The following is a 13,854-nucleotide window of genomic DNA, read 5'->3' as shown; positions in this document are numbered from 1 at the left end:
GCCGCCCGCCCTCTCAGGCTCCCGAATTCCGCACGGGCTTCTGAGCGCCCTCGGCGCTCAGAATATAGTCATCAGCGGCGGAAAGCGCGTGTTCCATATGGCCCTCGAACACCAGTTCCGGCTCATTGGCGGCGATGGTGATTTTGGGCATGCCGCCGAAACGGACGGCCTGCGATTGGGCAAGCCCGTCGCGCAGGCCGCTTTCCAGAAGATCGAAATAACGTGTGCCGGGTCCGGTGATGAAGACCGGCATATGGCCATGCAGGCTGAACAGGCGCGAAAGGCCGTTGCCGAGCGCAAGGCCGGCGGTGCGGAAGGCGAAGCGGGCCATGCGCGCGCCGGCGCGGGCTGAAGCGGCGATCTTGTCCACCTCTGCGACAGGTACGAATTTTGCCGGCTCCGCCTGCGGCGGTGCTTCAAAAGCCGAGCGTAGGATGGCGTAGAAGCCCGAATAGGCCTCGATACAGCCTCTGGTGCCGCAACGGCACAAAGCGCCATCGGCGAGGTGCAGCATATGGCCGAAATTGGGGGCGCTGACCTCGATTGTGCCGGCTCCGGAGCGGGCAATGCCGAGACCGATGCTGTGGCCGAGCGACAGGGTGACGAGGGCTTCCGGTTTTGGGCCGTCTTTTGCCTGCTCTCGCATCCAGATGGCTTTTGCGGCCAGCAGCGTTTCGTTGTTCAGCGTCACGCGGATGCGACCGCCCTGCGAAATCAATTGCTGGAAATCTATCTTTTCGGTGCCGAGCACCGGAGACCAGACGAGCACCGCCGCTGCCGCGTCCACAAGCCCCTTGCTGCTGATCGACACCTGAAGAATATCGTGCCGGTCGATACGCGAGCGGTCTGCAAGCCTTGCGAGGCCTGAGAGGATCGAGCCGCCGAACGAGCCTTTTTCAGCCGTAATCCTCTGCTCGGTGAAACGGTCCACCAGCTTGCCGGCATAATCGACCAGTGAATATTGCACGCTGTCGGACGAGATGATGATGATCGCGACGTGGCAGAAGGCGCCGTTAGGTGCAAAGAGGATGCGCGGCCGTCCGCGGCCGGCAGCGGCGATCTGTTCCTTACGCAGGATGAGGCCAGTCCGTTCCAGATCGGTGGTGATGACGGAGACGGTGGCAGAGGCGAGACCGGTGAAGGACGACATGTCCGTGTGGGACAGGCTGCCATAAAGGCGCAATGCTGCCATCACCGACAGGCTGTTTTTCTGGCGCACCAGTTCCGTGCTTGCAATGGCGGACATGGGCTGGGGCATGCTCCCTGAACGGCCTTTTTTCCTGTCGTGCTTATCCCCTCTGATGGCGCATGCCACGAGCAAGATCAAGGCACCCGGATGCTGCCCGCAGCCGTTGTTGACAGCATGAGGAATCTCTGACATTAATTTTCTCGACTGTCGAGAAAATTGTGAAACCACAGAGACCGACAGCTTTTTCCGGGCGTTTTCCCTGCATGGAGGTGCGGGGCTTCGCCCCTACCGGGAGGACATCATGAATTCATTTGCCAAGCTTTTGGCGGGTACGGCTGTACTCGTTTCCCTGCACACCGCTGCCATCGCGGCTGATCTCGTCGTTGGCGTTTCCTGGTCAAATTTCCAGGAAGAACGCTGGAAGACGGATGAGGCGGCCATCAAGGCAGCGCTCGACAAGGCCGGTGCGAAGTATATTTCTGCCGATGCGCAGTCGTCCGCCGCAAAGCAGCTGACCGACGTGGAATCACTGATTTCCCAGGGCGCCAACGCGCTGATCATCCTGGCGCAGGACAGCGATGCGATTGGCCCGGCCGTTGAAAAGGCCGTTGCCGAGGGTATTCCGGTTGTCGGTTATGACCGCCTGATCGAAAACAAGAACGCCTTCTACATCACCTTCGACAACAAGGAAGTCGGTCGCCTGCAGGCCGCCGAAGTCTTCAAGGTCAAGCCGGAAGGCAATTACGTCTTCATCAAGGGTTCGTCTTCCGATCCGAATGCGGACTTTCTTTTTGCCGGCCAGCAGGAAGTGCTGAAGGCCGCCATGTCGTCGGGCAAGATCAAGAATGTCGGCGAAGCCTATACCGATGGCTGGAAGCCGGAAAATGCCCAGAAGAACATGGAGCAGTTCCTGACCAAGAACAACAACAAGGTCGATGCGGTCGTCGCCTCGAACGATGGCACGGCCGGTGGTGCAATCGCCGCTCTCGCCGCGCAGGGCATGGCGGGTTCGGTTCCGGTCTCCGGTCAGGACGCTGACTTCGCCGCGCTCAATCGCGTTGCGCTCGGCACGCAGACGGTATCCGTCTGGAAGGACAGCCGCGAACTCGGCAAGGAAGCGGCCGGCATCGCGCTTGCATTGGCCGGCGGCAAGAAGATGACCGAGATCAAGGGCGTCACCGCCTTTGATGGCGGGCCGAAGAAGGTCACGATGCAGTCGGTCTTCCTCAAGCCGATCGCCATCACCAAGGACAATCTCGGCACTGTCATCGACGCCGGCTGGATCAAGAAGGAAACGGCCTGCCAGGGTGTGAAGGCCGGATCAGTCAAGGCCTGCAACTGAGACCGTTAGGTTGATGTTTGGGCGCCGCGTCACGAACAGGTGGCGCGGCGCCTTTCAGATGTAAGGAGGACCGGCAGTCCATGGCCGACATGACACAATCCAATTCCACGACGTCCCCCAAGACGGAAAAGACCGGCTCGATTTCGCGTTTCATCAGTGCCACGGAGCTCGATACGCGGCTGCTTGGCATGGTCGGCGCGCTTCTTCTGATCTGGATCGGTTTCCATATTCTTTCGGGTGGACTGTTCCTGACGCCGAGAAACCTCTGGAACCTCTCCGTCCAGACCGCTTCGGTCGCGGTGATGGCGACGGGCATGGTGCTTGTTATCGTTACCCGCAACATCGATCTGTCGGTCGGGTCGATCCTCGGCTTTTCCGGCATGATCATGGGTGTCATGCAGGCGGAAATCCTGCCGCAAATCCTCGGCTTCGAACATTGGGCGACATGGATCGTCACGCTTCTGGTCGGTATTCTCGTCGGCGGCGCAATCGGCATGCTGCAGGGCTCGATCATCGCCTTCCTCAACGTGCCGTCCTTCATCGTAACACTTGGTGGCCTGCTCGTCTGGCGCGGCGGCACCTGGTTCGTCACCAGCGGCCGCACCGTGGCACCGATGGATTCCACCTTCCGCCTGATGGGCGGCGGCACCAGCGGCTCGATCGGCGCGACATGGAGCTGGATCGCAGCGATCGTCGCCTGCGTCGCTATTGTCGCGGCGATCCTCAATTCCCGTCACCAGCGCCGCCGTTTCGGCTTTCCGCTGCGGCCCGTCTGGGCGGAATATTTCCTGGTGGCGCTTGGCTGCTTCGTCGTCGTCGGTTTCGTGGCTGTCGTCAACAGCTATCCCTGGCCGATCAACATTGCCCGCAACTATGCCGATGCCAATGGCATAGCCTGGCCGGATGGCGGCCTGTTCATTCCGCACGGCATTGCCATTCCTGTGCTGATGGCGCTCGCAGTCGGTGCCGTCATGACCTTCATCGCGACGAGGCTGCGCTTCGGACGTTATGTTTTCGCCATCGGCGGCAACCCGGAAGCGGCGGAACTGGCCGGCATCAAGACCCGCTGGGTCACGGTGAAGATATTCACGCTGATGGGCGTTCTGTGCGCCATCGCCGCGGCAATTTCCACTGCCCGCCTCAACGCTGCCACCAATGCCCAGGGTGAACTCGACGAACTTTATACGATCGCGGCCGCGGTCATCGGCGGCACCTCGCTTGCCGGCGGCGTCGGCACCATAGCGGGCGCGATGCTCGGCGCGCTCGTCATGCAATCGCTGCAATCCGGCATGGTGCTGGTGGGCATCGATACGCCCTTCCAGCGCATCGTCGTCGGTGTGGTCCTGGTCGTCGCCGTCTGGCTCGACACCATCTACCGCGCCCGCGCCAAGTAAGAACCGAGGAGAACTCCAATGACGGACCAAGTCACGCCCCTCGTGGAAATGCGCAATATTTCCATTTCCTTCGGCGGTATCCATGCGGTGGAAAACGCCTCAGTCGATCTTTTCCCCGGCGAGGTGGTAGCCCTTCTCGGCCATAACGGCGCGGGCAAATCGACGCTCATCAAGATATTGTCCGGCGCATATAGGCGCGATGGGGGCGAAATCCTCATCAATGGCGAGGATGCGGATATCCGCAATCCCCGCGACGCCAAGAAATACGGCATCGAAACCATCTACCAGACGCTGGCGGTGGCCGATAATGTCGATGCGGCGGCCAATCTTTATCTCGGCCGCGAGCTGAAGACGAAATGGGGCACGCTTGACGATGTCGCCATGGAAGCCTCGGCTCGCGAGGTGATGGGACGCCTCAACCCCAATTTCCGGCGATTCAAGGAGCCGGTGAAGGCGCTCTCAGGCGGTCAGCGCCAGTCGGTCGCCATTGCCCGCGCTATTCTGTTCGACGCCCGTATCCTCATCATGGATGAGCCGACGGCAGCGCTCGGGCCGCAGGAAACGGCGCAGGTGGGGGATCTCGTCAAGGAACTGAAACGGCAGGGCATCGGCATCTTCCTCATCAGCCACGATATCCATGACGTCTTCGATCTTGCCGACCGGGTGTTCGTCATGAAAAACGGCAAGGTGGTCGGTCATGCGCGAACCGAAGATGTCACCAAAGACGAGGTTCTCGGTATGATCATTCTGGGCAAGGTACCGGCAGGCGCGGTGGCGGGTCCGGGCGCGGTCGTCTCCTGATGACGGGATTTGGCAGTCTTTACTTCCGATATAAATCGAGGCCCGGTAAAAACCGGGCCTCGACAAACGCTAGGAACAAAAGTTCTTGGGGTTGATTATAAAATATATGCGTCCGGTGTGTTTCAGCCCAGCCGGAACCGCAGACGAAAAATGTCTGCGGCTCTGCGCAATTGCAGACGCGGTCGTTTAAAATGCGGTCGTTTTAATGTAGTTCGGCGTGTGCGAAACCGCTGCCGTTCATCTCTGCGCCGGCCTGTGGCAAACCGTGCTGATTGATGTCCTGGGCCAGCGATAACAATGCCATTTCCAGAAAATAGGTCGACATGCCCAGTTCCAGAGATTTGGAGCGCTGGCAGAGATAGGAAACCATCCGCCCGAGCGCCAGAATCTCGTCCGCATTGTCCTCTTCAACTACTGCTGTGGTAGACGCCACCATGGTTCCCTCTCGACAGTCGACAGTATGAAAACGCGTTGATCCCGCGTTATTCATTTTCGACCACATCGAGCGTCACGCGAGCGTCACACCTGCGTCAATCGTCGCTTTTGTCCGTCGGCGTGCCGGCATTTTCAGCCGTTTCGCTTGCGGCGAGCGATGTCACGAGGGCAACGATGCTTCTGCGCACGGCCACACTCTTGATGCGCGAAAAGGCCTGATTGAGCGAAAACCCTTCATTCGAGGCCACGAAGGTCTGCATGGCATTGATCGTGCCAAGCGCCGGGTTGGCGGCTCCGCCATCGGGCGTGGCATTGGCGAACAGGGAGCTGACCTCGACACCGAGGATCGACGCAATGGCCTGCAGACGGGACGCGCCGACGCGGTTGGCGCCCTTTTCATACTTCTGGACCTGCTGGAAAGTGATGCCCAATCGCCCGGCCAGCGCACTCTGGCTCATGCCAAGCGATTTGCGGCGCATTCTGATCTGCGTGCCCACATGGACATCGATCGGGCTGGGTAGTTTGGCTTGCATTACAAAATCCTCCTGTTGAGGTTATTAAATTCGATGATCGTCAATTAATATTGTTGAAGGTATACATTCAATACAATTTCCACGGGTATTGTGAACCTTTATTGACAAAGCGCCAGGGTTTTCCATTCATAATCTTGTGTCTGAATCGCGATCGACGATCTTTATTGCACAGCGCAACGCGCCGTTGCGGCTTGAAAGGTGGCTCCATCCGGCTACGCCAATAGGCTGAAAGCCCAGCCCGTCCCAGATTTTCCGGTTCACCGTATCGAACTCCTCAAGCGTTTCAGTATCGCAGAAATGCGGAATCCAGACGAATGGCCGTTTCTGACCGGAACGTGTGACATTTTCAAGAACGACATTGTTGTAAAGTCTGGGCAGGCATTTATTGGTATCGATAGCAGGCGCAACCGGAATGGGGTTGCGTTCAATCGCAAAACCCTGCCGTGCAAGCGAGAGGGCCGAGGCGTCCAGTTTTCGTTTCAGCTCGGTTGCAACACGGACATTACATCCACCATGCGCGACAGGATCGGCGACGAGCAGGAGCGGACGGCCACCGTATTCGAGACCGGTAACGGAAACGAACTGATCAACGTGGAAACCGCACTGGTGCATCTTTCCCTCGAGTGCTGCGGGGTCGACCGGTATCGCCAGAAGATCGAAAGGGACATTGCCGAGGTCTTGCGGCCGATATCCGAAACTGTGCACGCTTCTGCCGTCGAGAGCCTCAATTTTCCGTCGCCGATATGCGGAGACGGCCGTCGTCCTTCCGATCCCGCTGTTTTCAACAAGGCTGGAATGGCCCACCAGCCGAAAATCCGCGCCAATAAGCTGGTTGCCGCCAGCCAGGGTTACATCCGAATGCGTGACTGCCGCTCCGAGATGCTCGGCCAGACCGGGGCCGACCCCATTTTCCGCCGCCAGGACAAGTTCCGGTGCAGTTCCCCGTCCGCGATCGCTTGCCCGCACATGGAACATGTCCTGTATCCACGGATGCGGGATGACGTTGTCGTTTCCAGAGAGGGGCACAAGTTCGGAGATGCAGCGGATTGGCAGGCTGGAGAGCCAGTTTCGTGCCGAGGCAAGAGAGGCGCTATCGATCACAAGAATGGCAATGATATCAGAAGGCAGGGCCGAGAGCAGGTTACCGATTGGGACGAGCGGCGAAACGGTGTCCTCTACCCCGCTTCTAGCAAAAAAAGCGGCCGGCAATGCCAGCGCGACCGTGCGGATCAAACCGCCGCAATCGGGCACCAGTGGCGGGGAACCGGCGATGGTCAAGACGCTTCTTCTCCCGCTACCCGCCGTGCAGCCAATTGCTGGAAAAACAGGGTGTTCTGCAGTTTCCACGATTGCGGCACCGGGGATGGCAACGGCTCCCCCTTGAGCGCCGCCAGAAGTCTGGCTGCATCGTTTCGTTTGGTGGATACCGCGTTGGCGGCGAGCAGATTTGCCGTTGGGGGGCCGAGACCCGCTTCAGCGGCGACGGCGCGCCAGGTCCTGCGGGTAAAATGCAGGGTGCGCGCGGCAGAGGCGAGCGCGTCGTATTCTTCGGGGGTGATGGCATCACCGCAGGCGGCGAGCGTGGCCTCGGCATCGACCAAAGCGATCGTCAGCGGGCGATAGCCGAGTTCGCCGGGCGCGTGGCTCACCGCCACGTCAGCATCGGAAACACGGTGGCTGTCGCGATAGGCTTCGAAGATATCGCCTATGCCGATCATGCCGAAGGCTTCACATTCCGCCGCCCTCAGCGCCCCCATGCTGGCGGCGCCGAAAACCGCGATACCGCTCGACAATGCAAACAGGATTTCCTTGTGCCATACGGCGGCGCAATCGCCGTAGAGACCGTCGATCAGCCCGATCGTCCGCGCACCTTGCCGCACCGCATCGAAAATATCACCGCAGGCCGCCGGTCCGCGACGATCGAGGCCGGAGAGATGTTCATCTGCAATGCCGTGGATGGACGGTCCTGCAAAAACCACCGGCTGCATCAGGTACCTCCAAGATTTAAAAGGTGATCGAGCGTGCGTGGCGAGATGTGTTGCAGGCCGCCGCCGGCCGGGGCGAGGCCGCTGGCCAGAATCCTGACAACATGCAGGCCAGAGACCTCCGTTTCCAGCGGAAAGACATGGATATCCTCGATACCGCGGGCGAAAAGGTGCTCCGCCAGCTGGCGCCATGGCGGCAGAGATAGATCGCTTTCTGGAAAATTGAGATCGGCTGGCATCTGCCGCAACGGCTGCGCACGGGAGGCCGTGGGGCCCGATGTTGACAGGTCGCGTTGATAGCGCAGCGGGGAGAGGTCGTCCCTAGCGCCGCTGATATCGGTCAGCCGCGACTGGATCGCCTCCAGCAGCGCGGCCATGGCGGCGGCGTGGGTGTTCGGGCGGCAGGCCGCACCCGCGGCGCTGCGGGTGGCCGGACCGTCCTCAGCCTGAAGCGAGCGGGGCAGGCTCGCCATCACCACCGGCACGCCAAGCGCATTTGTCAGATCGAAGAAGGAGGGCGGCAGGCCGATATTCGAAAGATGTTGAATGAGATCATCGAGGAGCGAGTCCATTCCTGCCGAAAGGAGAAACGGTTGCGGCGTTATGGCGCGCGTTTCGAACGTATCGACGAGAAAGCTGGCGTCGTTTTCAATGAGTTCGAGCAGGGCATGGAGAACCGCATGATCCTGCTCGAACCCGGCAGCGAGCCCTTGCGAGCTCATGCGGAAGGCCTGCCGGTCCCATGGGAACTCCGCACGGAAGTCCATGCCGATGAGTTCGTAAGGGGCAAAGACCTCCTGTTGTTGGCGAATGGAGGTTCCCTTCACCCAGGCGCGTTCCTTGCGCAGATCGAGAGCGTCCGGATCGATCCGGCCAACGGTTTCGAAGGGAATGAGCGGAACGCCTTTGTTCCGCATCTCCTCGATGGAGCCGAAAGCGGTGACATGCCTGCGGGTTTCTTCGGCAACCGCGCCTTCGATCGCTTCCATGATCGCCGATAGCCGGGCCTGGTCGGCAAAAAGCCCCTTGCCCTGCGAGACGGAGAGACCGCGCGAATTGGGCCGGGCCGCGAACCAGACCGGGATACCGATAATATCGAGGCCGGTCACATCGCCGACGCGTGTAATCCCGAACCGCCGAAGCAGTCCGGGATCGAAAAATGAGGCGTCTGCTTGCCCTGATGCCGTGGTCGCTGACATTGGAGCATTGGCGCCGGTCAAGACAAGAGGGCCGTCATCAGCGCGCCGTGTTGCTGTCGTCGGCAAGGATGGCGTCGAATAGTTCGCCGGTGACGGAACCCGCCGGGCCGACAGCCTTCAGAGCCGCTTCGATCGGTGCCTGCACCATGCGGTTGAAGTCCCAGCCGGCATCGACCACTTCGCCGATGAAGGCGAAATCGGCTTCGGAAACCACGGCGCCGCCGGCGACGAGGGCTTCGATGCCCTGAATCTGCACCTGATCCAGTTCCGTTTCCGGCTCGCCGTCCTGGCGAACGAGCATAGACTTTGCGGCGGCAGCCACGCGGGCGTAACCGTCCACGCCTGGATGGCTGGCTTCATAAGCGGCAATCGTTTCATGCGATACGGACGCAACCCGAAGCGGCGCCGTGCGAATGAAAAGAACGCCAAAACCCTTTTTTCCGACAATGAAGAAATGCGAGGACATAATATCTCCTATTTGATCCCGGCTAATCGAAGTGCGTGATAGAATCGTTCATTCGCTATCGGGTCTCGGTCCGGAGACAGGCTGCTGATCTCCCTTGCCGTCATACCCGGATAGTTTTCCTGAAGCCTGCTGCCGCTTTCGCGGGCGGCGAGCAAATCGCCATGCAGGGCGTGGCTTGCGGTCAGAACGCGCAGCGCCGGTTCGTCATTTTCCATCCGCCCGCACAGTTCCACCGCCGTGCCGTAATCCTGACGTTTGAAGGCGATGCTGGCACCGGCCCACCAATAGATGTCCGGGGCCAGCGGATTGAGGTTGATGGCCTGCTGAAACTTGTCCCAGGCAATTTCCGCATCGCCAAAATGGGCGAGCGCATCGGCGTGCTGCAGGAGAAGATCGGCGGAGTTGGGCGCCAGCGCCTCCGCCTCGAAGAATTTTTCGGCGGATATGTCGAAATCCCGCTGGTAAAGCGCCACGACGGCGCACATCCAGTGCCCGACGCCAAGTGCCGGATCGATCTCGACGGAGGCATCGGCCTCCGCCTTGGCGCGATGCAGCAGGTGGGGGTCATTGCCCCCCAGCATCAGCCATTCCAGCTGCAGGCTCTGCGCCACCCGGGCGCGGGCGACCGCCAGGCTGTGGTCGAGATCGACCGCCTTGCGGAACAGGGAGCGTGCTCTCCTTAGAAGCGGCAGGTCGCATTTGCCGCGCAGAAGCTGCTGCCCCTCCAGCAATTGCCGGTAGGCTTCGCCGCTGTGGTTACGGTCGGGCTCCACCTGCAGCCGCTCGATTTCGCGGGCAAGTGCTGCCGCCACCTGTTTGGAGAGCAGCCGGAAGGCGGCGTGGATATGCCGCTCTGTCAGCACCGCCTCCAGCGACCAGACGATTTCGCCGCTCGCATCCTCGATCAGCGCAACGGACATGCGGCTGTCGTCGAAGACCGTGGAGATGATGCGGTAATCCGCCCGCAGCATGGCGTAACTGTCGTCTACCCGGTCATGGGCCAGCGCAAAGGTGCTGTGCGGCGAAAGCACGGTGAAGGTGCGGTATCGGACGAGGCTGTTGGCAACATCCTCGACAAAGGCATGTATGACCGTTGGGACCGGCTGCCCGTCGACCCGGGCCGGGCGAACGAATGCGACACGCGGTTTTGCCAGTACTTGTCGGCGGCTGCCCTCTTCCGGCTCCACCGGGCCCGCTATCGTCGCGGCGAGGCTCTGTATCCGCCGTTTCAGAGCCACGGTTTCCGCTTCAGGCGAGCGGTCCTCCTGGCGAAGCTGTTCCATCAAAAGCTGATACATGCCTTCGCAGGCGCTGATGTTGCCCACGCGTGCATAGGCTGCCATGGCGGCGCGGTAAGTTTCCTCACGCTCCGGTTCGATCTTGCAGGCGCATTCGGCCAGTCTGGCGATGTCGTTGGAACTCGCACGCCCAAACCGCGTCAATTCTTCCAGAAGCTGGGTGTAGCTCGAAAAGAACAGGTCCTTGAGGCGGCGGCGTTCCGAAAGCAGCCACAGGTAGAGATGATCCTGTCCGGCCTCCAGCCCCTCCAGCAGATCACCGCCGAATTCGAGCAGGGCATTGAGCCGCCGCATCGGGTCTTCGGCTCTTGCGCCAGCCAGGAAGATGGCAAGATCGGTGCGCTGCGCCAGTGCTCCTGCCTTTAGATCGTTCCCTTCGGTCAGAAGGATGGCATCATCCTCACTGGGAAGTTTCTGCAGGCGCAGGATGAGCTGCCGCAAATTGCCAAGCGCCCGTTTCTGCTCGACATTTTCCCACAGCAGCGATGCGGCGTACTGGCGGGAAAGCGACTGGTTCGGCGCAAGGATGAGGGCAGCGGTGAGGGCAAAGCCCTTGGACGGAAAAAATGCGTCCCGCACCGCTTCACAGCGCGGGGTGCCAAATAGCCGGATCGGTATCAGTTCAGCGTTCCCAGCCACGTTCGTCCCCTCATGAAACATCATCTAACAATGTGCTCGGGAAATTGAAAGTCATCATAGCGTTCCATTTGACGTTGGTGTGACGCGGCCTGTCTATTGTCGGAAACAGAAGAATGAATGACGGGCGGAAAACAGCGGATATGCGGCGGGCAGGCATCGGGAATTTTCGACAGTGATCGCGTTTAACGGAAGCTACATGGCGTTTGAGCCGCGTACCGAACCTTATCAGCGTGCCGACGATGTCGGTTATGCGGTCAGTGAATTCATGTGGTTCAAGGGCCGGCCTTTTTATCCGGTTTCGGCGCTTGTTCATGCGAAGGTCGCCCATGCCAGACTATCGGTGGAAAAAGGCGACGAGGAAGACGAGGATAATCTCGATATTCTCTTTCGCATGCCGCTGGTGGCAGGCGGGCATTTTTTCGAGATCGTGCTGCGGTCGAATGAAGGGACGTCTTACGGCGGCTGGGTGTGGGGAGAAGAACTGGAAATCCTGAATGAATTCGTCAACGGCTATCGCGTTCTGGCGGGGAAGTTCGACGACAGGCTCATCCGGTTTGAATATTCCAGGCGGTTTCAGCGTTATCGGACGCTCGAGCCGCTACCGGTGGAAAAGTCCGTCTTCCTGATCCAGCGTGAGGCAAAACCTTACGCAGGCGGGCGTGGCCTGTCGGAAAAGCTGGCTCCATGATCGTGGGGACGCTTTGCCGCAAGGGGCGCAAGGCGTGGAGAAAGAGGGGCGATTGACGCGGCGGGGGTCGTGCATATCGCAGCATGCCCGGTAAAGCGCGGCATTACCGGATGTCACCTGAATTTTTTTATTTTTATTGTGTGGAACATTATGATGCCCAATAGAGGTAATGTGCGTAACAGGGGGATATCACCGCAACTTGTGGCGGTGGGCTGTGCTTCCGGCGACAGTGCGCTTTCCGATGCGGAGAGCGTTGAGGATGTGTCGCGTCCACTTCCGCGCAACGACAGGCTTTACGTTGTCAGTGAGCCGATTTCCCAGACGCCGCCACCTTCCACTTTGGATGATCGGCTCGAGGAGGCTGCGCCGGGCAGGCTCGAGATACGAAATACGGTTGTCGATGCCGATATTAGGGTCGCAAAATGGGCGTGGGCGATATTGGCCATCGCACATTGCTGGCTGATCTATTTCATGGTCCATAATCTCGGTTGATGGCTTTCGCCCGAAGACCGCTGTCTTCAGTCCGCTGATCGCTCAGGGCAACCGCCGCCACACCGGGCGGGCGCCTGGTTATCCCAGATTTACAGCGTTCGCGGCCACAGGTGCCGCTTCATGAACCGGGCACCGGTTTCAGCCTTTCCCAACAGTCTCTTGCGCGCTCTTTCCCGATGACGCCGCGTGTCTATTCGCGGAGATCCCGCTCATCACGCCCGGAAATGTCATAAAGCTGTAAATGAAGAAACTTAATTGAATGATCGGTTTCAACGCAAACCGACCACCATGTTCCCGTCGCTTTCCACCGAGCGGCGACGACCGTGGACTTTTCTGACGACATCGCGTCGGTCGGCATAGACGACGTCAAATCGACCGGCCGGACCTGTTTCCATGCGGCACGACGCGTTGCGCTGTCGCACGGCCCCGTATGACCTTTTTAGCCCTGGAGATGACGACGTGAGCAATCTTATAGGTACCGGCTTCAATGCCGGCTCGGACGACGGCGAACTGACCACACTCGAAAGCGATCTGCACGCGCTTGCCGATATCGGCTGCGATACCGTTGAGATTGCGGTGACAAGCCTCGACCTGATCGCCGGCGGCCGCATCATCGAGGAGCGCGCCGAGCGTTTCGTGGCGCTGGCAAAGCAGTTTGGCTTCCGCTACACCGTGCATGGTCTGGTGTCGTCCAATTTCATGGATCCGGTGACATGTCGTTACCAGATCGATGCCGCCAAGGCGCTCGCCGTTCTCTGCGATCGTATCGGTGCGGGTATCCTCGTTCAGCATAGCGGCGCGCTGCGTGCCGACCAGATTGCCGAACGGGCCGATGCCGATGCCCGTGAGCGGGAAGCGCTTTTCGAACTGGCGGAATTCTGCAAGCCCTATGGCGTGCGTATTGCACTTGAAAACATCTTCTCCACCGAACCCGGCCAATATCGCCAGACGCCCACCGAGGTGGCTGCTACGGTGAAGGCTCTCGGTCACGACAATGTCGTGGCGCTGATCGATTTCAGCCATGCCTATCTCGAATCCACCTATCGTGGCCTCGACTTCCGTGCCGAGCTTCGCGCCATGGCGCCGGTTGCCGGTCACCTGCATGTGCATGATTCCTTCGGCCGCCCGCAGGGCTTTTATGAGCCCTATTTCCCGCAGGAGAGCACGGCGTTGGGCATCGGCGACCTGCATATGCCGCTCGGCTGGGGCGATATAGACTGGCAAGACATTTTCTCCGAACTCACTTTCCTGCCGGATACCGTGCTGATGATGGAAATCGGCCGCCGTTACCGTGCCGAGCAGCCGGCAAGCCTCGAAACGGCGCGGCATCTGATGTCGCTGAATGCCACACGCACCCAGCTCGCGGCCGAGTGATGCACTCTCACAGGGCCTA

Annotated in this window: 14 protein-coding genes; 6 read left to right on the top strand and 8 right to left on the bottom strand. The window is 60.1% G+C overall.

Going from position 1 to position 13,854, the window contains the following annotated elements:
• Positions 1-13: 13 nt before the first annotated feature.
• Positions 14-1,246, bottom strand: a complete 1,233-nt coding sequence (locus ATU_RS16590; protein ID WP_035257290.1) for an ROK family transcriptional regulator — start codon at positions 1,244-1,246, stop codon at positions 14-16.
• A gap of 244 nt (positions 1,247-1,490) precedes the next feature.
• Here ATU_RS16590 and xylF point away from each other — a divergent pair, with 244 nt between their 5' ends.
• From xylF to ATU_RS16575, 3 genes are all read left to right on the top strand, one after another.
• Entirely contained in the window at positions 1,491-2,531 is a 1,041-nt protein-coding gene (gene xylF / locus ATU_RS16585) for a D-xylose ABC transporter substrate-binding protein (RefSeq protein ID WP_010973156.1), read from the top strand.
• An 80-nt stretch (positions 2,532-2,611) separates the two neighbouring features.
• Complete coding sequence (locus ATU_RS16580) at positions 2,612-3,925, top strand: sugar ABC transporter permease (RefSeq protein ID WP_006315596.1); 1,314 nt, start codon at positions 2,612-2,614, stop codon at positions 3,923-3,925.
• A gap of 18 nt (positions 3,926-3,943) precedes the next feature.
• Positions 3,944-4,726 carry an ATP-binding cassette domain-containing protein gene (locus ATU_RS16575; protein ID WP_006315597.1) on the top strand — a complete coding sequence of 261 codons (783 nt, stop codon included), beginning with the start codon at positions 3,944-3,946 and terminating at the stop codon, positions 4,724-4,726.
• A 202-nt stretch (positions 4,727-4,928) separates the two neighbouring features.
• Here ATU_RS16575 and ATU_RS16570 read toward each other — a convergent pair whose 3' ends face one another.
• The 7 genes from ATU_RS16570 to ATU_RS16540 all read right to left on the bottom strand — a co-directional run bounded on the left by ATU_RS16570 (position 4,929) and on the right by ATU_RS16540 (position 11,305).
• Positions 4,929-5,162 carry a hypothetical protein gene (locus ATU_RS16570; RefSeq protein WP_035257293.1) on the bottom strand — a complete coding sequence of 78 codons (234 nt, stop codon included), beginning with the start codon at positions 5,160-5,162 and terminating at the stop codon, positions 4,929-4,931.
• Between the two features lie 94 nt (positions 5,163-5,256).
• Positions 5,257-5,694, bottom strand: a complete 438-nt coding sequence (locus tag ATU_RS16565) for a helix-turn-helix domain-containing protein (protein ID WP_010973154.1) — start codon at positions 5,692-5,694, stop codon at positions 5,257-5,259.
• Between the two features lie 126 nt (positions 5,695-5,820).
• Complete coding sequence (locus ATU_RS16560; protein WP_010973153.1) at positions 5,821-6,972, bottom strand: hypothetical protein; 1,152 nt, start codon at positions 6,970-6,972, stop codon at positions 5,821-5,823.
• A complete protein-coding gene (locus ATU_RS16555) occupies positions 6,969-7,682 on the bottom strand; it encodes a TfuA-like protein (protein WP_010973152.1) in 714 nt (237 codons plus the stop codon). Before ATU_RS16555 ends, ATU_RS16560 begins: the two co-directional genes overlap by 4 nt.
• Positions 7,682-8,878: a YcaO-like family protein gene (locus ATU_RS16550; RefSeq protein WP_010973151.1), complete on the bottom strand. Its 1,197-nt coding sequence runs from the start codon at positions 8,876-8,878 to the stop codon at positions 7,682-7,684. Before ATU_RS16550 ends, ATU_RS16555 begins: the two co-directional genes overlap by 1 nt.
• A gap of 37 nt (positions 8,879-8,915) precedes the next feature.
• Positions 8,916-9,344, bottom strand: a complete 429-nt coding sequence (locus ATU_RS16545; RefSeq protein WP_010973150.1) for a hypothetical protein — start codon at positions 9,342-9,344, stop codon at positions 8,916-8,918.
• Between the two features lie 8 nt (positions 9,345-9,352).
• Positions 9,353-11,305 (bottom strand): BTAD domain-containing putative transcriptional regulator, encoded by a 1,953-nt coding sequence (locus ATU_RS16540; RefSeq protein WP_035257302.1) that lies wholly within the window; start codon positions 11,303-11,305, stop codon positions 9,353-9,355.
• A 172-nt stretch (positions 11,306-11,477) separates the two neighbouring features.
• Here ATU_RS16540 and ATU_RS16535 point away from each other — a divergent pair, with 172 nt between their 5' ends.
• From ATU_RS16535 to ATU_RS16525, 3 genes are all read left to right on the top strand, one after another.
• Entirely contained in the window at positions 11,478-11,969 is a 492-nt protein-coding gene (locus ATU_RS16535) for a hypothetical protein (RefSeq protein WP_010973148.1), read from the top strand.
• A 69-nt stretch (positions 11,970-12,038) separates the two neighbouring features.
• Positions 12,039-12,461 carry a hypothetical protein gene (locus ATU_RS16530; protein WP_010973147.1) on the top strand — a complete coding sequence of 141 codons (423 nt, stop codon included), beginning with the start codon at positions 12,039-12,041 and terminating at the stop codon, positions 12,459-12,461.
• Between the two features lie 459 nt (positions 12,462-12,920).
• Complete coding sequence (locus tag ATU_RS16525) at positions 12,921-13,835, top strand: TIM barrel protein (protein WP_035257308.1); 915 nt, start codon at positions 12,921-12,923, stop codon at positions 13,833-13,835.
• Positions 13,836-13,854 lie beyond the last annotated feature (19 nt).

The sequence above is a fragment of the Agrobacterium fabrum str. C58 genome (assembly GCF_000092025.1).
GTDB classification, from domain to species: domain Bacteria; phylum Pseudomonadota; class Alphaproteobacteria; order Rhizobiales; family Rhizobiaceae; genus Agrobacterium; species Agrobacterium fabrum.
Note: the sequence above shows the minus strand (reverse complement) of the source record. Positions and strands in the feature narration are given on the sequence as shown.